Origin of the sequence: Pseudomonas sp. ok272 (assembly GCF_900109995.1) — a bacterium.
In the GTDB taxonomy this organism is placed as follows: domain Bacteria; phylum Pseudomonadota; class Gammaproteobacteria; order Pseudomonadales; family Pseudomonadaceae; genus Aquipseudomonas.
This window is the reverse complement of record NZ_FOCB01000018.1, coordinates 1-20,905: the sequence shown is the minus strand read 5'-3', so window position 1 is coordinate 20,905 and position 20,905 is coordinate 1. Positions and strand designations below refer to the sequence as shown.

Annotated in this window: 14 protein-coding genes and 1 tRNA gene; 13 read left to right on the top strand and 2 right to left on the bottom strand. The window is 53.4% G+C overall.

The window, feature by feature from the left end; all coding sequences use genetic code 11:
- Positions 1-58 precede the first annotated feature (58 nt).
- From BMW74_RS21410 to BMW74_RS21370, 7 genes are all read left to right on the top strand, one after another.
- On the top strand, positions 59-607 hold the full coding sequence (locus BMW74_RS21410) for a sugar ABC transporter ATPase (RefSeq protein WP_093426139.1): 549 nt from the start codon (positions 59-61) through the stop codon (positions 605-607).
- Between the two features lie 183 nt (positions 608-790).
- Positions 791-2,260 (top strand): IMP dehydrogenase, encoded by a 1,470-nt coding sequence (gene guaB, locus BMW74_RS21405; RefSeq protein ID WP_093426138.1) that lies wholly within the window; start codon positions 791-793, stop codon positions 2,258-2,260.
- Positions 2,261-2,342: 82 nt separating this feature from the next.
- Positions 2,343-3,920, top strand: coding sequence for a glutamine-hydrolyzing GMP synthase (gene guaA / locus BMW74_RS21400; RefSeq protein ID WP_093426137.1), 1,578 nt, complete (start codon positions 2,343-2,345; stop codon positions 3,918-3,920).
- Between the two features lie 308 nt (positions 3,921-4,228).
- Positions 4,229-5,443, top strand: a complete 1,215-nt coding sequence (locus BMW74_RS21395) for a tyrosine-type recombinase/integrase (RefSeq protein WP_093426192.1) — start codon at positions 4,229-4,231, stop codon at positions 5,441-5,443.
- A gap of 494 nt (positions 5,444-5,937) precedes the next feature.
- Entirely contained in the window at positions 5,938-6,204 is a 267-nt protein-coding gene (locus BMW74_RS21385) for a GFA family protein (protein WP_256562639.1), read from the top strand.
- Between the two features lie 311 nt (positions 6,205-6,515).
- Positions 6,516-6,998: a hypothetical protein gene (locus BMW74_RS21380; protein WP_093426135.1), complete on the top strand. Its 483-nt coding sequence runs from the start codon at positions 6,516-6,518 to the stop codon at positions 6,996-6,998.
- 410 nt (positions 6,999-7,408) lie between these two features.
- A complete protein-coding gene (locus tag BMW74_RS21370; protein ID WP_093426133.1) occupies positions 7,409-8,473 on the top strand; it encodes a hypothetical protein in 1,065 nt (354 codons plus the stop codon).
- Between the two features lie 443 nt (positions 8,474-8,916).
- Here the strand turns inward: BMW74_RS21370 and BMW74_RS21365 are convergent, their stop codons facing one another.
- Positions 8,917-9,747 carry a MarR family transcriptional regulator gene (locus BMW74_RS21365; protein WP_093426132.1) on the bottom strand — a complete coding sequence of 277 codons (831 nt, stop codon included), beginning with the start codon at positions 9,745-9,747 and terminating at the stop codon, positions 8,917-8,919.
- Between the two features lie 109 nt (positions 9,748-9,856).
- Between BMW74_RS21365 and BMW74_RS21360 the strand changes: the two genes are divergently transcribed.
- The 6 genes from BMW74_RS21360 to BMW74_RS21330 all read left to right on the top strand — a co-directional run bounded on the left by BMW74_RS21360 (position 9,857) and on the right by BMW74_RS21330 (position 19,830).
- Positions 9,857-10,084 carry a helix-turn-helix transcriptional regulator gene (locus tag BMW74_RS21360; RefSeq protein WP_056721184.1) on the top strand — a complete coding sequence of 76 codons (228 nt, stop codon included), beginning with the start codon at positions 9,857-9,859 and terminating at the stop codon, positions 10,082-10,084.
- Between the two features lie 314 nt (positions 10,085-10,398).
- A complete protein-coding gene (locus BMW74_RS21355) occupies positions 10,399-11,271 on the top strand; it encodes a replication initiator protein A (protein ID WP_256562635.1) in 873 nt (290 codons plus the stop codon).
- A 1,191-nt stretch (positions 11,272-12,462) separates the two neighbouring features.
- A complete protein-coding gene (locus BMW74_RS21345; RefSeq protein ID WP_093426130.1) occupies positions 12,463-13,200 on the top strand; it encodes a hypothetical protein in 738 nt (245 codons plus the stop codon).
- Positions 13,201-13,910: 710 nt separating this feature from the next.
- Positions 13,911-14,276, top strand: a complete 366-nt coding sequence (locus tag BMW74_RS21340) for a plasmid mobilization protein (protein WP_093426129.1) — start codon at positions 13,911-13,913, stop codon at positions 14,274-14,276.
- Between the two features lie 186 nt (positions 14,277-14,462).
- Positions 14,463-14,538: transfer RNA gene (locus tag BMW74_RS21335), tRNA-Phe, on the top strand.
- A 411-nt stretch (positions 14,539-14,949) separates the two neighbouring features.
- Positions 14,950-19,830, top strand: a complete 4,881-nt coding sequence (locus tag BMW74_RS21330; RefSeq protein WP_093426128.1) for a DEAD/DEAH box helicase — start codon at positions 14,950-14,952, stop codon at positions 19,828-19,830.
- Between the two features lie 241 nt (positions 19,831-20,071).
- On the opposite strand, the gene BMW74_RS21325 is transcribed toward BMW74_RS21330, so the two are convergent.
- Positions 20,072-20,905, bottom strand: an 834-nt coding sequence (locus BMW74_RS21325; RefSeq protein WP_139208444.1) for an IS66 family transposase, incomplete at its 5' end; no start/stop codon positions are given.

The window sequence follows — 20,905 nt, the reverse complement described above, 5'->3', positions numbered from 1 at the left end:
CGCGAGCAGGCTCGCTCCCACAGTGGATAACTTCAGTATTGGTATCAGGCCTGTCCCCATGAACTCGCAAAGCATCCTCGTCCCGAAAATCTCCACCCTGGCGGTGCACGAACCCCGCGCCCGGGCGATTGTGCGGTGGCTGGTGCGCAAGGACATCATTGAAGCGTCACTCACTACCTGCGGGCGGATGGGCAATCGCATGGCGCACGCCATCGCCCCGGGCGCGCGGGCGGTGGTGCTGCATCCCGAGGCGCTGCCGTTCGGTGAGCCGATCAACGGGCTGGAGATTGTCACCCAGCGCTGCATCTATACACCGACCCAGGGGTTTCTCGAAGAAGCCGGCTGCGCCGAGTGTCGCAAGGAGATCGGCGAGGCGTTGTTCGACAGCCTGGAAGACTGGATGCCAGGGCGTACCGACAACTTCATTTGCCCCGAATGCGGGCATGAGGACGACATCAACGGCTTCTTGTTCCTACAAGAGTGCGGCTTCTCCAACCTGGGCTTTATCTTCAATAACTGGCTAGAGGCCGGGTTCAAGCAGAGCTTTATCGATGAATTTGCCGACTGGCTCGATCAACCGGTGAGCTGGATCAAGGTTGAACTGTAGGCAATGCTGACCCTGGGTGGGAGCGAGCCTGCTCGCTCCTACACGGGGACTGAGGTGGGTCAAACGCCCCGTCGATCACCGTGTCGATCACCGTGTCGATAATAGACAGAGTTTTACCTTTCACCCGAAGGGGTGTCTGAGTATAATGGCGCGCTTCCAATTTCCCGCTCGGGAGCCCCCGCGATGCTGCGTATCAGCCAAGAAGCTCTGACCTTCGACGACATTCTCCTAGTGCCCGGTTATTCCGAAGTACTGCCCAATGAAGTCAGTTTGAAGACCCGCCTTACCCGTGGCATCGAGCTGAATATCCCACTGGTTTCCGCCGCCATGGACACCGTCACTGAAGCCCGTCTGGCAATTGCCATGGCTCAGGAAGGTGGTATCGGCATTATCCACAAGAACATGACCATCGAGCAGCAAGCTGCCGAAGTGCGCAAAGTCAAGCGTTACGAAGCTGGTGTGGTGAAAGATCCCATCACTATCGAGGCCGACGCCACCGTGCGTGAACTGCTCGAACTGACCCACATGCACAATATCTCCGGGGTTCCGGTGCTGCACGATGGCGACCTGGTCGGCATCGTCACCTCCCGTGACGTGCGTTTCGAGAACCGCATGGAAGCCCGTGTCCGTGACGTGATGACGCCTAAAGAGCGCCTGGTCACGGTCAAGGAAGGCGCTGACAAGAACGATGCGCGTGAGTTGCTGCATAAGCACCGTATCGAGCGCGTGCTGATCGTCGACGACAAGTTCGCCCTCAAGGGCATGATGACCGTCAACGACATCGAGAAGGCCAAGGCCTACCCACTGGCCAGCAAGGACGACCAAGGTCGTCTGCGCGTCGGCGCCGCAGTCGGTACCGGTAAAGACACCGGTGATCGTGTTGCCGCGCTGGTCGCCGCCGGGGTTGACGTGGTGGTGGTCGACACTGCCCACGGCCACTCCAAAGGCGTGATCGACCGTGTGCGTTGGGTCAAGCAGAACTTCCCTGAAGTGCAGGTGATCGGCGGCAACATTGCCACCGGTGCCGCCGCCAAGGCCCTGGCCGAAGCGGGCGCGGATGCGGTCAAGGTCGGTATCGGCCCGGGCTCGATCTGCACCACCCGTATCGTCGCCGGTGTCGGCGTGCCGCAAATCAGCGCCATTGCCAATGTTGCCGCGGCCCTTGAAGGCACGGGCGTGCCGTTGATCGCCGATGGCGGTATCCGCTTCTCCGGTGACCTGTCCAAGGCCATCGTTGCCGGTGCTTCCTGCGTGATGATGGGCTCGATGTTCGCCGGTACTGAAGAAGCGCCAGGCGAGATCGAACTCTACCAGGGTCGTTCCTACAAGGCTTACCGTGGCATGGGTTCGCTGGGCGCCATGTCCCAGGCCCAGGGCTCTTCCGACCGTTACTTCCAGGATTCCTCGGCCGGTGCCGAGAAGCTGGTTCCGGAAGGTATCGAGGGCCGTGTGCCGTACAAGGGCACTCTGAGCGCCATCATCCATCAACTGATGGGTGGCCTGCGTTCCTCGATGGGTTATACCGGCAGCGCCGACATCGAAGAGATGCGTACCAAGCCAGAGTTCGTGCGCATCACTGGCGCCGGCATGGCAGAGTCCCATGTCCACGACGTACAGATCACCAAGGAAGCGCCAAACTACCGCGTAGGTTGAGCCTTCCAGCAAAAAGCTAAGTAACCGGGGCTGTCTTATTCAGCCCCGAGTTGTTTCTGATTCATTAGACGAGACTGATCTCATGGCCCTCGACATTCACGCTCACCGCATTCTGATCCTCGACTTCGGTTCCCAGTACACCCAACTGATTGCTCGCCGCGTGCGTGAAATCGGCGTGTACTGCGAACTGCACCCGTTCGACATGGACGACGAAGCGATTCGCGAATTCGCTCCCAAAGGCGTCATCCTCGCCGGTGGCCCTGAGTCCGTGCACGAAGCCAACAGCCCTCGTTGCCCGCAAGCGGTGTTTGACCTCGGCGTGCCGGTGTTCGGCATCTGCTACGGCATGCAGACCATGGCGGAACAGCTGGGTGGCAAGGTCGAAGGATCCGAACTGCGTGAGTTCGGTTACGCCCGCGTTGACGTGGTCGGCAAGAGCCGCCTGCTCGACGGCATCGAAGACCACGTCGACGCCGATGGCCTGTTCGGTCTCGACGTCTGGATGAGCCACGGTGACAAGGTCACCCGGATGCCGCAGGACTTCCACGTCCTGGCCAGCACCCCGAGCTGCCCGATTGCCGGCATGTTCAACGATGACCTGCGCTACTACGGCGTGCAGTTCCACCCGGAAGTGACCCACACCAAGCAGGGCGGTCGCATCCTCTCGCGCTTCATCCTCGACATCTGCGGCTGTGAAGCCCTGTGGACGCCGTCGAAGATCGCCGAAGACGCCATCGCCAACATCCGCGCCCAGGTCGGTACCGACAACGTGCTGCTGGGTCTGTCCGGCGGTGTCGACTCCTCGGTGGTTGCCGCGCTGCTGCACAAGGCGATTGGCGATCAACTGACCTGCGTGTTCGTCGACAACGGCCTGCTGCGCCTGCACGAAGGCGAGCAAGTGATGGCCATGTTCGCCGAGAACATGGGCGTCAAGGTGATCCGTGCCAACGCCGAAGAGCAGTTCCTCGGTAACCTGGCCGGCGAGTCCGACCCGGAGAAGAAGCGCAAGATCATCGGTCGCACCTTCATCGACGTATTCGATGCCCAGTCGAACAAGCTGGACAACATCAAGTACCTGGCCCAGGGCACCATCTACCCGGACGTGATCGAGTCGGCTGGCGCGAAAAGCGGCAAGGCCCACGTGATCAAGTCGCACCACAACGTCGGTGGCCTGCCGGAAGAAATGAACCTCAAGCTGGTCGAGCCCCTGCGCGAGCTGTTCAAGGACGAAGTCCGTCGTCTGGGCTTGGAACTGGGCCTGCCGTACGACATGGTCTACCGTCACCCATTCCCGGGCCCGGGCCTGGGTGTGCGGATCCTCGGTGAAGTGAAGAAGGAATACGCCGACCTGCTGCGTCGCGCCGACCACATCTTCATCGAAGAACTGCGCAAGGCCGATTGGTACCACAAGGTCAGCCAGGCCTTCGTGGTGTTCCAGCCGGTGAAATCGGTGGGCGTGGTCGGTGACGGCCGTCGTTACGCCTGGGTCGTGGCCCTGCGTGCGGTGGAAACCATCGACTTCATGACCGCGCGCTGGGCGCACCTGCCGTACGAGCTGCTGGAAACCGTATCGGGTCGCATCATCAATGAAATCGAAGGCATCTCCCGCGTCACCTACGACGTGTCGAGCAAGCCGCCAGCGACCATTGAGTGGGAATGATTGGACGTCCGGCACTGCCCGGCACCCACTAGCAAGAAATGCCCTGGAGCCCGCGTAATTGCGGGCTTTTTGCTTTTTTGGTCTGGCAAACTCTGGCAGCTTTGTGCATCGCCAAGCACCGTGTTTATGTGGCATGGTACGGGGCATTGACTGAACCAAATGCCATGCTTGGTACTCGATACCATGCCTCCTTAGCAGGGAAGGGCATGGTATCAAATCTCATGATTAGCCCGGTTTCATTGGGCTTTATCGTGGTGTATGAGTGCTTTTCTTTGCATGGTATTTTTTACAAGGAATCCGTGACTGCCATGCTGACCGATACCAAGCTGCGTAACCTCAAACCGAAAGAAAAACTCTACAAGGTGAACGACCGCGACGGACTGTACGTGGCCGTCACCGCTGCCGGTTCCATCTCATTTCGCTACAACTACTCCATCAACGGCCGTCAGGAGACCATTACGTTTGGTCGCTATGGCGTGGGTGGCATCACACTTGCGGAAGCCAGAGAGCGCTTGGGTGAGGCTAAAAAGATGGTTTCGGCTGGTAAGTCACCTGCCAAAGAGAAAGCCCGTGCCAAGGCACGCACCAAAGGTGCAGAGACGTTTGATGCGTGGGCTGAGAAATGGCTGCGTGGGTATCAGATGGCTGACTCGACCCGCGACATGCGCCGATCTGTTTACGAGCGCGAACTCAAACCGCAATTCGGTAATCAGAAGCTGTTGGAAATCAATCATGAGGACTTGCGAACGCTGACTGATGCAATCGTGGAGCGTGGAGCTCCAGCGACGGCCGTGCACTCCCGCGAGATTGTGATGCAGGTTTTCCGATGGGCGATTGAGCGTGGCCAGAAGGTAGATAACCCGGCTGATCTGGTACGTCCTGCAAGCATCGCTAAATTTGAGCCACGTGACCGCGCTTTGGGGCCTGACGAAATCGCGTTGATGTATCAATACCTTGACCGCATCGGCACCGCCTCCTCCGTGCGAGCCGCTGCTAAGCTGCTGTTGCTCACTATGGTTCGCAAAAGTGAGTTGACCAACGCCACCTGGAACGAGATCAATTTCAGCGAAGCCCTGTGGACCATTCCGAAAGAGCGGATGAAGCGACGCAACCCCCATTTGGTGTTCTTATCTCAGCAGGCTTTGGATTTCTTCATTGCGCTGAAGACATTTGCCGGTGGTTCAGATTACGTCTTTCCCTCCCGGTACGATTCTGATTTGCCGATGAGCACCGCGACGATCAATCAGGTGCTGACGCTGACCTATCGGCTCGCGCAAAAAGAGGGGCAGCCGCTGAGTAAGTTCGGGCCCCATGATTTGAGACGGACAGCGAGCACACTGCTGCATGAGGCAGGTTACAACTCAGACTGGATTGAGAAATGCCTTGCACACGAGCAGAAGGGCGTTCGGGCCGTCTACAACAAGGCTGAATACCGTGATCAGCGTCGGGAGATGTTGCAGGATTGGGCAGATATGATTGATGAATGGACGATCAAACAGCCACGGCAAAGCACCGCAGGCTAGTGGGCTAATTACATTGATTTGACCATGCGTTTGCATGCGACCTGAACAGTCATTTGTATCAGACTTGACCAGCGCGTCTCGCGTCCATGCTTTGCCAAAACTGACCCTAAGCTGGTGGTGACGATAGGCCGAAATCGGCCGATTCTGTTGAAAAAGTCGGCCATGGTTTCCACGGCAGAAAAGTACGCGCTTGAGATTGAAATCTTTTCTATGAGCAGAGGATTCCGGGCTCAGATTTCGCGTAGCTGCGCGCAAAGAAGGCGTTTTCAGCAACCAGTATGCGGGCAGTCAGGAAGGACCGACTTTTTCAACACAATCGGTCGGTTGCTGTCCTTCGTGACAGGCTGCAACCGGCCAGAAGCGGTCGGTCGACTAAATGAACCTGGAGCGGTTACGCTGGCGTTTTTGACTGCACGGAGAAGCACATGACAGAGGCATACTAGGGAAGCTGCTTGTGCGCAGAGGTCGATTACGAGCTGCTTGCCCCCAAAGCAGTGAGCCATTGTCATTGCAGTCAGTGCCGCAAAGGTCACGGGGCAGCGTTTTCGTCGTATGACAGCGTTACGCGTATCGCGCTACGAATTCTTCGCGGCGCCAACAGCCTATGCGTCTTCGCAGACGGTATTGCGCGAATCTGCGCAGAGTGCGGTTCGACCCTGTTCTGGCCACGCTGTGAAGGTGAACTTGCCGACTGGATTTCGGTGACGCTGGGCACGCTTGATACGCATTCCTGCCCCAGATGCAAAAGCACGTCCACGTAGATTCCGCAATTACCTGGCACACGTCATCTAGCTATCGCCTGGAGTCTGACTGATGGCATTGCGTAGAAGGCGGCTTTTCTAATCAACCCATTACAGCCAAAAGTCGACATTTCCGGACTGTACCGTCTACTGCATAAATCTCCATGGACATAGCTCTTGCGAATTCGTAACCTCAGGCGAGATCTTGCCGTCTTCTCTTCTGCTTGCTTCGTGTTTCTTGGCTCAAGAGCCGAGAAAGGCCAAGGAGCGAAAGTGGCCTTGTATAGCTTAAAAATTACGCTAAATTTTTCCCTGCTTGCAGTTGGAACCGTATGGACCCTCTTCGCATCGACATCAGCACCTTGATTGCATCTGCTCAGGAGCGGCTGCTTGCGACCGTTCCGTGTCTTATCGACTATGTTGATAGGGAGGCTCTGGAGAAAAACGTACTTCCTCCATCGCTCGGAAAAACTCCCATAAATGTCTATGCGCTATGGAAACGCACCGGGCCAGACGCTACTTGGGAGCTAATGTACATCGGACAACGCAGCCACAGGTCAGGATGGTCGCGGGTAGCGCAGCATCTATTCTCGACCCCTGCGAGCACTCAATCAAAGTTGAAAGAAGTTCGCGCAGCGATACAGTCTGGGGATCAACTTGGCGTCACTGCAATTTTGGTCGAGCCGGACTCGATGCGCCTGTCGGTTGAAGAGGAGTTGATCAAGAGGAATTCGTCATCAGCCGAGCATCTTCTATGGAACCGCAAAGCAAGATCAACGGTTCAGAAGCGCCGAAGTAGTTACAATGCTGTTTAACAGTCCGGCCCACCACGATTTGATCGATCACCCAAGGGGTGGCAATCGCAATGGAAATAAAATTATATCCTGCACATGGACATCCAGTTGGGACCAGTGGATCTCCCTGGTTCCGGGTCAGAGAAGATAAAATCTATCCAGCTCATGGACACCCAGAAGGTAGCAGTGGCTCCCCATGGTTTCGGATTAAAGACCATAAACTTTATCCCGCTCATGGACATCCGGAAGGAACCAGTGGCAGTCCATGGTTCCGTATTAAAGAAGATAAAATTTACCCAGCGCATGGGCACCCTGAAGGTACAAGCGGCTCTCCTTGGTACCGAATGAAGTAGTATTATTTTTGCGCTTCAACTATCGCCAATTTTGTAACCGCTTATATTAAGGCTTATAACTTTCGAGAACTACAATTTATGAAATCTGAAAATTTGATAAGTGACATCGAAAAAAATGTACGCTATCAAATCAAAAAAGTAAATGCGCTCTTCCAAAAAAGACATAAGACCAATGTGCAATATCTCAATGAATACGTAAACCCAGGACAAAAGCTCGATGAAGATAATGCGATATTAAATCAAGCGATTTCCGATGCATTGCTAAACTCCATGGCCTCCCTAATCGACTACTACAGTATCTGCTGCATGTTGAAGCTAGGAGTTACAGAGGAAAAAATTAAGAAAGTACAATATCGCTCACTCAGCAACAGCTTCATAATTGAAAAAGCCTCTGCATCCAAGTCTGAAAAAGACTCAACAACAATCGACACCATCCTCAAGCAATACGCAGAAGCGACTGAAAAGAATAAAAACTTCAAATCGCTCATAGGAGATGACTATTGGATTGGCTTTCTAGGGAAGGCTATAAGTCATACATTAAAGGAGTATGGTGCACTAGAGGATAGTACCTTCGAGCTAGCTTACGATGAGGAAGAAGATCGAATTAAGGTAAACCCTAAAGTGGAGCAGTATTATTTCTACATGCGCCCCCTATTGTGCAATGCCGCTACCTCCATGGGCCTAAAGCACAACATTTACATAGACATAAACAACTTCCTGAAACACAATGCAGTCCCATACTTGACGAATAATATCGAGAAATTCACAAACGAAGAACGAATATTTTCGTATTTCGAAGTCAGGAACGACCACTCCTCCCTTCTTAAAGAAGGCGTTTTAAAAGATCTTTTGTTGTCGGATTTCCTAGATTTAAAAGACAGTCTCAAATCCAAACAAATGAATAAGGAGAACTACGAATTTCTTTGCCCACTAGAAAAAAAGTGGGGGCTTGGCCGGGTTCTGACACTAGACCCTGTAAATAGTTACATCGGCCCGAACGATGACATCTTGTACTTTTATATTGGTGGAGTTCTGATGGCAAAAACAAAAACCGCAATATGGGTCGATGCTGACAAAAGTTTTCTTACTGCGTTGCAAGAACTGAGGCGAGAGATAGATAGAGGCCTTAACTTTAAATTCTAATTATTTCGAAATTCCATCTGGTCTTGCTGGGGATTTTCGTAACTACAAATCGATGAGCCGCGCTCGTAGCGTCTGCGGATTTCAAGGTCGACGGTGGCTATGAAAGGCCCATTTCCTACGCTTTTCGCTGCGGTACGCCCAGATATGCTGACCACACCGTGCATGAGGGATTTTCTGCTGACGGCGGAAAGACACTTCTTTTTCGACGCAGGAAGGGTTCAGCGCGGTTCAGGAGTAGTACTCCCGGATCGTACACCTGGTTGTTAACCCAGTCTGCGTCCTCCTAGTGTCCGCTCAGGGTCGTTATGAGCCTCTCAGCTTCGACGTCTGATCGGTCAAGTTCTCTGTAATCGTTGGTCAAGTTCAATGCAAATGACTGGTCAGGTCATATGCAAGCGCCTGGTCAAGTGCGCTGCAATTTCGCAGCTAGATCATGATTGTCTTCAGCGTGTCGCCTGCTTCTGCGCTCGCCGCTTGATAGCGGCGGAAACTGCTTGGCGTGATACGCCAAGTTGGCGCGCTATTTCAGCTTGACTCATGGTGCCAAGGGTTAACAGATCATCCATCGTACTGGTGGGAGATTTGAGTGCCTGGAGCAGTCGATAGGCTTCTCTCCTGACATATGCGTGGGCTTCAATGTCCCACTTAGGGAGAGTGCCGGCTTCCTGCGACCAGATTTTGTCAATCAACTCGTCATACTCTAGCGCGAACCTTCTGTCACGTTGATATGCGCGGCGAGCTTCATCGCTTCGCCTTGGGTTGTGTGCTTCGCAGTAGAGTTTACTGGGCTTCGCTGCGCCTTCGGGCTGACCCGGTAGTTTAGTGGGCCGGAGCAAGTCACCATGCCGTGCCCACGCGGCAATGAGTATTCGCCGCTCGACGTGCTCCCTGAAGGCTGACACCGAACGGTCACCGCGCATTTCCACCATGTCACAGTAGGCCATCAACATGCGGGCGGGCTCGTACCGGCCGAACTCACCTTTCCATGCCTGCTCATAGCGCGCCACCAAGGCGTCGGCTTTTTTCTGAGCTGCCGCACGAATGGCATCCGTTAGCGGCGTGACTTTGACATTTCCTCGTTTTAGGCGCTTGAAGACCTTTTGAGCCCCCACGCTGATCGAGTATTCGGTGGATCGCCAGCATAGTTCGCAGAAGCCCCAGTCATAGACGTTGCTGAGCTTGGCGCGGATGCGATCAGACGATGTATCACTTTCCCTAACCAGGCGTTCTAGAAACGGATCGAATGTGCTCGGCGCTTTCTCACGTTTTTTCATCGTCCGATGATAGCTCCTCATGACAACTAAATTCTAACTTTTTTGCACCCTGACTCTGGCGCTGGAGGGCATTGTCAAGCATCTGACGACTTTGAAGGAAAGCGACCTTATGGAGATCAAGCCAAAGAGCAAGACACTCATCAACCGCAAGAAATTGCACGCGATGATCCCGCTGGCTGAACGCACGATCTACAACATGGAACAGCGGGGGGAGTTCCCGCGCCGCATCGCACTAACCAGCCGAAACGTCGCGTGGGATCTGACTGAGATCGAGGAATGGATCGACGCGCGCAAGTCGTCGGGTATACATGCTGCCCGCCCCGGAATAGGGGCCTGAATCGTGGCGATTGATGTGTGGGCAGCATGCCAGGGTAAACCGCTTGTGCTGGATTTCATGCGGCCATCTGCGGGCAGCTCTGGACGAGAATGCAGGGCGCACAGTCGCTCAGCAAGTTGGCATGGGGTTTGGCCATCCATATGACTAGCAGAAACAATGGTCCCCAGTCGATGAGGGCTGTAATAGGCCGCGAGCGCATTGAGGCCGTAGCGCGTCCTGGCGAGACATACGAGCAAGTCGCCGCCCGCTTGCAGCGCGAAGGGAACGAGGAAAGCCGTCTAGTAGCAGCGCCTAAGCTACAACCCGCTACCCGCGTGCGCAAACCATCCAAGGGGGATGAGCAGCAGGATTTCTTCATCCCTACGGTGTATGACGTGGGCATCCGCGATAGCCGCAACATCATGGATGTGGCCGTATTCCGACTGTCCAAGAAGGAGAGGCGTGCGGGCGAGGTCATCACCTATGAGTTGCGGGACGGCAACGTGAAGGTCTCTGCCGGTCCAGCCGGTATGGCTTCTGTGTGGGATTACGACCTTGTGCTGATGGCTGTGTCGCATTTGACCGAAGCAATGAACCGCTATCGAGATGGTAGGGGCGAAAAGCCGGGCCGGGTTTTCCGGCCGCACGTTGGTGACGTCCTCAAATTCCTGCGTCGTGCTTATGGCGGCAAGCAGAAAGACGATCTTGTAGAGACGTGCCTACGGCTGAACACCACGCATGTAGCGGTCCGGCGTACCGAAAAGGGCAAGAATGGCCGAACCATCACCGTGAATGAAGGTGAGCCGCTGATTAGCCGATACAAGGTCATTGAGAACAGCTCAGGCAAGCCAGAATTCATTGAGATCGAGGTGGCGCAGTGGATGTATCAGGAGATCACGGGCGGCAAAAACCCCGACGTGCTGGCCCTCCACCCTGACTTCTTCCTGATCGGTACCGGCATTGGCCGGTTCGTGTATCGTCTTGCGCGCAGAGCAGCGGGCAAGACAGAGGCCAGATGGTCATTCCAGACCATCTACGAGCGCAGCGGCTCGGCGGGAACGTTCAAAGAATTCTGCCGCATCTTACGCGGCATTGTCGAGGCTAACGACTTGCCGGAATATACCTTGACGATGGAGGCCGGGCAGAGCGGGCCACAGCTCGCAATGGCACATCGGCGCCGCATGGTCGACGGAGCGGCCGGTGTGTAATGTACGGGTGCCAATGCGCGGCACGCGCTCAGCCTGTGGATAGTCCGTACATTACCCACCAACCTCCGTACTTTACCCACCCAAAACCGTACATTACCCACCAAAAGCCGTACATTGCACACTGGACAAATTTACAACCCATTGAAAATAAAAAGAAATTTTGATTATTTTTTTCCTAAATCTTTTAAAACTTAATTAAAACTCTAAAACCCGCTGAGGGTGCCAATTTGGCAACCGAAGCAGGGGCACCCCTGCGGGGTTCCCCCACCGCTTCGCGGCGGCTTCCCCTTCCGCATGAAAATGCGTTCGGTACACTCACAGAGTTGTCTATGCGCCGGCCAGCCGGCGCGGCGTACAGATTCGCTACCGTGGATTGTGGTTTATGGGCCGCGCGACATACGCGATTGCTGGCCATGAACGAACCTCGTTCATCCATGTTAGATATCTAGCAAGGGAGGCTGCGCAGTGCCCTGCCGGTGTACTGGCCAATACACCCTCAGAAAAAACCTGCGCGCGCATGTTTTCCAGCAGCGCACAAGGCCACCGTGTTGATCTCAAAAAAGGGACACCAAAGGGAAGGGGGGCGGCCGGGTTGGCAAACGCACAGACTTGCCCACCCGTTTGCATTCGACCTGACCAGCCATTTGCGCCAGATTGGACCTCCACGCTTCGTGGCCATGACCGGTAGAGAACGACCGATTCTGTTGAAAAAGTCGGTTCGCCCAACCAGCCTTGTCATTGACTGGTTAAAACGCCTTTTTTGCACACTGCTACGTGAAATCCGAGTCCAGAAGCCTCTGCCGAAAGTAAAGATTTCAATCTCGGACGCATACTTTACTGCTGCGCAAACCAAGGTCGACTTTTTCAACAGAATCGACCCATAGCTGCCGGTGATGAGTGGCGGCAACCAGCCAGGAAGCATCTGCAATGCTTATGGTGACGGACCGGCTGGTTTCGCAATGCGTTTAGCCATATGATCGCGTATTTCTGAAGGCGTCTGTTCACCTACTTGGACGAGTAATCGAAACTGTCCATTCATTGTGTATACCTCTGCATACGTTCATCAGAACACTGGAAGTCTCTACCTAGTAAGGGATGAAGAGAGAAGCAAGAGTTTTATTCACAAACACGTTCGGGCAGTCATGCATCATTTGGTGTTTATTTATAGTTACACCTCGCTAAGGAGCGGCAATGTCAAAAATTAAAATAACCGTGGCAACAATTGGGCATATGCCGGCGGAGTTCCAAAAGAAAAAGCTGAAGGAGTGGAAGTCTTCGATATTTGAAGTAGTTGACGACATTGAGAACTACTCCCTGAACTGTCAATCTGACGGTCATGGGTGGGAGTTTACGGATGCTGCACTAGAGAACGTATTGCCTACAAGTTTTAATGGAGACTTTTTAGTGTCCATAGTTAACGTGCCAATTGAGGGGAACTGGTACACGCGACGTCTTACATCCAACAGGGTGGTGTTCTCGTTTCATGAAATCAAAGACATACTTAGATTCTCAAACATTCCGTTAGCAAATGTTATCTATCGTCTTTTTTACGCATATTTGTTGCTATACAAAAGAAGCGGAAACCGCATACCCACAAATACAGAGCACACTAACTTCACTCACGATGAGACGCGCGGGTGCATTTTTGATATGAATGGTATAAAAACAGATATCACCCATTCATGCCACAAGCCAATCCTCTGTTCAAGTTGTGTAGAACGGAGTCGCCAAGAAAAAGTGTCAAGCGAAACTATCGAAAAATGTCAGTCCGAGATACATGGAATACAAAAAGATCTTTTCTATAAAATTACAGACTTTATAACGCAGCACCCTGTATGGTCGCTCGCAATCTCCGGACTCACGGCCATAGTACTAGGTGCGACAGGATCTGTTGTTGGTTCTTACGTATATGAGGCGATAAAGCACTGAGTTGCGCCAAAATTTGCAGTAACTCAATGAACGCTCCTGGCCGTTTTCTGCCTGTCACCGCCACTGGCAGCAATGTGCAGTTCTCTGCCGATCATGGTTACGAAGTACATTGGTCAAACCGATGCAATCGGTGGTCGAGTGCAATGCAAATGACTGGTCATCCTATTCTTGATGAACCGAGTAACGTATTTGGTGAGCTGGTATAGCCGAGGTCTAACCAATCCTCGAAAGCCTCGTAAATTTGCACCAAAGGCACCCTCGCACGACTTCCGCCCGCACCTCATCCATGACAGCTATGAACGACACACGGCCGCATCCACGGCGTTGTGGGTGGTGCTCGACAGGGGGCAATTCGTGGTTATTCATACGTTTTTCTCCGTTCGAGCTATCTGGTACTTAATATATTTATTCAAAGAAAAATAGCGCAATTTTTTGCGATTAATTGTTCCGACTAATGCGACTTTATGCGATTCAATGCGATTCAATGCGATTCTAGGAAATATACGCGAGTGGGAAAAACGGAACTGGCTGTTTTGTCCAAATCGCATAGAATCGCAAAAACAATGACGGCAAGATGTGTGTTGTAGGCCTACGCTGCTCCGCAGCTAGGGCCTCCACCACCTTGCCTTATTCGCCTTCGGCTCGACGGACAGTCTTGCTCTGCGAGGCTTACCGTCGCTGCCGCGACTCAAAAGCAGAAAGAAAAAAGCATGGAAACAGAGCAAAAGCCAAGGCCACGGCGGGAGCTTCCACCGATCAAGGTTTGGGTGTCTGTTGAAGAACGGGCCGTGATTCAGGAGCGGGCCGATCAGACGGGCTTGTCCCTGTCTGCTTACCTCTTGGCCGTTGGTATGAACACGCCAATAAGGTCTGTTGTTGACCTGGCCGCCGTTGGTGACTTGGCCAAGGTCAATGGCGACCTTGGGCGGGTCGCGGGGTTGTTGAAATTGATGCTTCTCGAAAAACGCGGGCAGGGAGAAATAGCGATAGAAGTGCACGCCCTAATGGTGGAATTTCGCGATCTGCAAGGGGAGTTGAGAACGATTATGAGCAAGGTGGTTTACGAAGGAAAATGAAAAGATCCTCGATGGCTAACTTCTGCATTTCCTTTTGGGTGTCCTTCAAAGGCTACTTCTGGTCTAGATAGTATGTTGCTAGTGATTTTAGGCTGAGTCCCTAGAATCGTAAGCATAGGTAATCATTGATTTTTTTTGATTTCGCGCTTGACGTCGGAGTCGTGGCATCGTTTAATTCGGCCCGCGGCCCAGATAGCTCAGTCGGTAGAGCAGGGGATTGAAAATCCCCGTGTCGGCGGTTCGATTCCGTCTCTGGGCACCAAAACATCTAAACCCCTGATTCCGCAAGGTCTCAGGGGTTTTTTGTTTGTGCCGCATAAGCCAATCCCTCCTCACTGGTACACATCGCCTCTCACAGTCGTATCATTTACTGAGTCAGCAATGCTCTGCTATGTACGTTCGGCTTTCACGTCCACCAACTTTACGTATTCTGTAGCTCCCGCAATATGGCCAGCCTGGAAAATAGAGTGCTGTCGTTTTTGCTCGAAAATCGTGAGGGCTAATGTCTGAAAAATCTCTCTTTTCGATTGTGCAATCCAATCGAGTGATAGCAGTTATGAGCGTGGCGCATGTTTCAGCCGCTTTCTGGTGGTAAGAAAGCCGCGCTGAGGCAGCATCCAATTGCTAGAATGGTGCATTTTGCTCCTGTCAGCCGCTTTGAAAGGAAATGCACATGTCGGCTCTTGCTATGCTTCTGGATTCGTATCGCTCCGCCTCTGTCACCGAACGCGAAAAAGGCACTTACTTCGAGGAGCTGATCTGCGTCTACCTTCGCAATGAAGCGACCTACAGGGATTTGTACGACAAGGTCTGGACGTATGCTGATTGGGCCAAAGAACAGGGCCTGAGTGGTAAAGATGCGGGTATTGACCTGGTGGCTCGCACCGAGGGTACCGGTGAGTACCATGCCATCCAGTGCAAGCTGTACGCCGAGGACTACAAAGTCCAGAAAAAAGACATCGATAGCTTCTTCACAGCTTCGGGAAAGGCACAGTTCTCGCACCGGGTCATCGTTACCACTACCAACCATTGGAGCGAGCACGCCGAGGATGCGCTGCTGGGCCAGCAGCCCCCGGTCAGCAAGATTGACCTGCAAGCGTTGGAGGACAGCCAGATTGACTGGGCCAAGTACCAGTCCAGCAAAGCGGTCACGCTCAAAATCAAGAAGCAGCTGCGCGAGCACCAGCAAACGGCATTAAATGCTGTGGCCGCTGGCCTCAAGGATGCTGAGCGCGGCAAGCTGATTATGGCTTGTGGTACCGGCAAAACGTTCACAAGTCTGAAGATAGCTGAGCGCTTAGCTGGAAAGGGTAAGCGAGTGCTGTTTTTGGTGCCCAGCCTATCGCTGCTATCGCAGACCCTTACAGAGTGGACGCAAGAAAGTGAAACACCGCTGCACAGCTTCGCGGTCTGCTCCGACAGTGATGTAGGGAAAAAGCGCAAGTCTGAAGACGACGCGGTTCAGGTTTTCACTCACGAGTTACGTTACCCGGCGACGACCAAGGCGGATCGCTTGGCAGCGGAAATGCTCAAGCGCCACGGCCCTGAGCACATGAGCGTGGTGTTCTCCACCTATCACTCCATCGACGTGATAAGCCGTGCCCAGCATGAGCATGGTTTGGCCAATTTCGATCTGGTTATCTGCGACGAAGCGCACCGCACCACAGGCGCTACCTTCGGTGATGACGACGAAAGCAATTTCGTGAGGATTCACGATGGTGGCGATATTCGTGCTGCCAAGCGCTTGTATATGACCGCCACACCACGCATCTACGGCGACAGTGCTAGGGTCAAGGCTGAGTCCGGTGAAGTCACGCTCTGCTCGATGGATGACGAAGCCCTGTACGGTAAAGAGTTGTTCGTTATCAACTTCTCCGAGGCTGTACAGCGTGGCTTGCTCACTGACTACAAGGTCCTAGTCCTGACGGTTGAAGAGAGTGTTATCAGCCGCCGTCTGCAAGAGCTGCTGAAGGACGAGAACAATCAGCTAAAGGTAGATGACGCTGCCAAAATCGTTGGCTGTTGGAAGGCGTTGGCCAAGCAAGGTTTGCATGACCAGCTTATCGGTGATGATGAGCCAATGAAGCGTGCTGTCGCCTTCTGTCAGGTCATTTCCCCCAACTATAAGGGCACTAAGCACAAGGTCAGCTCCGTCAATATTGCCGACATGTTCCAGTCGGTTGTGGAGGCTTATCAGGAGTCCGAGGGCATTGACGAGGCCTCGCGACTGACCTGCGAGGCAGAGCACGTCGACGGCGGCATGAATGCCAGCCAGAAGGAAGCCAAACTGACGTGGCTGAAGGCTGAAGCTCCGGCCAATACCTGCCGTATCCTCAGCAATGTGCGTTGCCTTTCTGAAGGTGTGGATGTGCCAGCCTTGGATGCTGTACTTTTCCTAACGCCGCGTAATTCGCAGGTGGATGTGGTGCAGTCCGTCGGGCGCGTGATGCGTAATGCTCCGGGCAAGAAGCGCGGCTATGTTGTGTTGCCGGTGGTGATCCCGGCAGGCGTGGAGCCTCACGAAGCGCTCAACGACAACCAGACCTACAAGGTGGTCTGGCAGGTACTCCAAGCGCTGCGTTCGCATGATGACAGCTTTGACGCTATGGTCAACAAGCTCGATCTGATCGGCTCAGACCCGCGCAAGATGGAAGTCATCGCCATTACCGATAAGGCTGAGAAGAAGGCAAAGAAAGGCACCGGCACCAGTAACGGCAAAGCCGGTAAAGGCCAGTACGGCATCGGTAGTAAGAACCAAGATGCACCCGGCCAGATGACCCAGCAGGCCGAGTTGACTTACGAAGTAGGAGAAATCGAGAAAGCCATCTACGCCAAGATCGTCGACAAGTGCGGCAACCGCCACCACTGGGAGGACTGGGCCAACGATATTGCCAAGATTGCCCGCACCCATATCGGCCGCATTCACGGCATTCTGGAAAGCCCAGCCAACACCCTGGAGAAAGCCGCTTTCGCCGCCTTTGCCGCCGAGCTGCGCGACGACCTCAACGACAGCATCAGCGATGACGAGATTGTCGAAATGCTCGCTCAGCACCTGGTGACCAAGCCGGTGTTCGACGCGCTTTTCGAGGAATATAGTTTCGCCAGTCACAACCCAATGTCCAAGGCCATGCAGGGAGTGTTAGATGCGCTCCATGAACACCACCTAAGCAAAGAAGCCGATACTCTGGATAAGTTCTACGCCAGCGTGCGTCAACGTGCTGCCGGTATCAACAACGCCCAAGGCAAGCAGAAGATCATCCTCGAACTGTACGACAAGTTTTTCCGCAATGCTTTTCCTAGAATGACTGAGCGTCTGGGTATCGTTTACACCCCTGTTGAGGTGGTGGACTTCATCCTCCATAGTGTTAACCATTTGCTGCAACAAGAGTTCGACCAAACTTTGGGTAGCAAGGGCGTTCATATTATCGACCCGTTTACAGGCACTGGAACATTTATAACCCGGCTAATCCAGTCGGGCCTAATCAAATCGGAGGAGTTGCCTCACAAATACAAGCATGAAATTCATGCAAATGAACTGGTTTTACTGGCCTACTACATCGCTGCCATAAATATTGAGGCGGTCTATCACAGTTTGATGGGTGGGGTATATTTGCCATTTGAGGGTATTTGCCTCACTGACACCTTCCAGATGTATGAAAAGGAAGATCTGGTCGATGAGCTTCTCGTTGATAACAGCAAGCGACGCAAGCGACAAAAGGACCTGGACATAAGGGTTATTATAGGTAATCCGCCCTATTCTTCCGGAGATAAGGAGGATAATAATAATAAAAATATTGATTACCCGCACTTGGATTCCCGCATTTCGGAAACCTTTGTTTCGCAGTCAGCTAATGGCATGGGTAAAAGCAAAATTTATGACTCCTACATAAGAGCGATCAGGTGGGCGAGTGATCGGATGGGAGACAGTGGGGTCATTGGCTACGTGTCGGGTTCCGGCTTTGCTGAGAAACCCGCTATGGATGGTTTGCGCAAGTCTTTAGTTAATGAGTTCAGCAAAATCTACATTATTAACCTCCGAGGCGACATTCGTAAGAACATGCTGAGCAAAGGAGCAGCCAGAGAGGGGCAGAACGTATTCGACACGAGAAGCATGACCGGCATTGCCATCACCTTGCTTGTAAAAAAAACTGACCCCAAGAGTAGGGGGGAAATTTTTTATTATGACATTGGCGATGATCTTACAACCGAACAGAAACTTGATTGTTTAAAAAGTCTAGTAAGCATTAATGGAGTCGCCAGCGCTGGTTCGTGGACACCAATTGTTCCTGATAGGCACGGCGATTGGTTGAGGCAGAGAGTCGATGCGTTTGAAAAACATATACTGCTTGGGAGTAAGGGGGCTAATCAAAAGGTAAAGCTATTTAATAGCTACTCCATGGGTATCAAGACCAATCGCGATGAGTGGACATATAATTTCAGTAAGAAACTGTTAGTTCTGAACATGCAGAAGACGATTGATGTGTACAATAAGGAGCTATCACGATATAGCGACGGCAAGCAATCAGGCGAAGATGTTGCGGATTTTGTTACAAGGGATAAGGCCAAAATTAAGTGGACAACGGATGTCTTGAATGATCTGGTAAGGGGGCGTCAAAGCACATTTTCTCCAAGTGATGTTGTTATGTCCTTGTACCGGCCATTCACTAAAGAGTGGGCGTATGCGAATAAGACTTGGAACTGGACACGGCATTTAATGCCTCAGTACTTACCAAATAATGGCGCTCAAAATCGAGTTATCATTGTTTCCGGCGTGGGCTCCAGAAGCGGATTTTCTGCTTTGATAACTGACACACTCCCGAATCTTCATTCACTGGATACTGGACAGGCATTTCCTCTTTACCTTTACGGTGAAGCTGCCCAGGCGCCCAAAGATGATCTATTTGCCATACCGGTAGAAGGTGGCTTGCACCGAGGCGACGCCATTACCGACGCTGGGCTGGCTCACTTCCAGGCTGCCTACCCCGGTGAGCCCATGAGCAAAGAGGACTTGTTCTACTACGTCTACGGCATCCTCCATTCGCCGGACTACCGCAAGCGCTTTGCCGACAACCTCAGCAAGGAGCTACCGCGCATCCCGGCCGTTAAGAAAGCCGCTGACTTCTGGGCATTCAGCAAGGCAGGTCGCGCATTGGCCGACCTTCACCTGAATTACGAAACCGTCGAACTCTACCCGCTGACAATCGAGGCTAGGGGTACGCTCACCAATAGCGATTACCGCGTAGAGAATAGGGCGATGAAGTTTGCCAAGAAGGGCGACAAGAGCGCGGTCATCTATAACCACCGCATCACCCTCAAGGGCATCCCCGAGGCTGCTTGGGACTATGTAGTCAATGGCAAGGCCGCGTTGGACTGGGTGATGGAGCGGCAGGCGGTACGTACGGACAAGGCCAGTGGAATCGTCAATGATGCGAATGACTGGGCTACCGAAACCATGGGTAATCCCAAGTACCCACTGGAGCTGTTTCAGCGGGTGGTTACTGTGAGCCTGAAAACCCAGAGCATTGTGAACGGTTTACCGGCCCTCGATATCTGATCATGTGAGCTTGTGATGCTCAGGTCTGCCAATTCGGCTGACCTGAGCATCACGGCAGACGCTCAGGTCTGAATTCAGAGGTGGCGATGAAAGACCGTAGCCATGATGAGGCAATGGCAGTGCTTTTCCAGGCTGATCCGTCGTATGCAGCGGAGCTGCTGGCCGAAGTTGTCCGTGACGGCAATGCGGATGAATTGTAAGCGCTCCATGAACCCCACATTTTAAAGGTGGGGATCTATGGCTATCTTGGAATTTGCGGCGTGCAGCTCCACGGCAGCAGGGCCTCGAAGTCTTCTACGCTCGAGGCTTGTGGCAGGCGCTCAAGTGCGTGGCGCAGCCACGCATAGGGCTCTTGGCCGTTGGCTTTAGCTGTCTCGACCAAGCTGTAAAGTTGGGCGCTGGCCAACGCGCCTTTGGGCGTGTCGCTGAACAGCCAGTTCTTGCGCCCGATCACGAAGGGCCGGATGGCCCGCTCGGCCGCATTGTTGTCGATCGGCAAGTAACCGGCTTCGGTGTAGCGCACCAACTTGATCCAGTTGCTGGCCAGGTAGCTGATGGCTTTGCCCAGTGCATTTTGCGCCGTCACTTGTGGCTGGGTTTTCTCCAGCCATGTGTGCAACTGGGCCAACACCGGCAGGCTGTTTTGCTGTCGGCTTTCGTGGCGATGTTCATCGCCGACTTCTTTTAAATCTCGTTCAATACCGTACAGCTTGTTGATCAAATTCAGGGCAATATCGGCACGCCCGGTTTTACCTTTAGGCTGCACCTTTTGCGCCTCGACAAACTTGCGTCGCGCATGTGCCCAACAACCTAAACGTTCGACACCTGATTGCGCGCCCAAGGCGTTATAACCCGCGTAATCATCGGTCATCAGGTAGCCGCGATAACCTTCGAGCAGCCGCGACGGCACCTCCTGCGCCCGGCTGGTCGAGTAGTCAAAAAGGATCACAGGCTGATTCGGCGGCCCGCCGGTTTGCACCCACATCCAGGATTGGCTGGTCGGCTCTCGACCTGGCTCTTTCAGCACTTGGACACGTGTTTCGTCGCAGTGGATGACGCGGCTTTCCAGTAACCG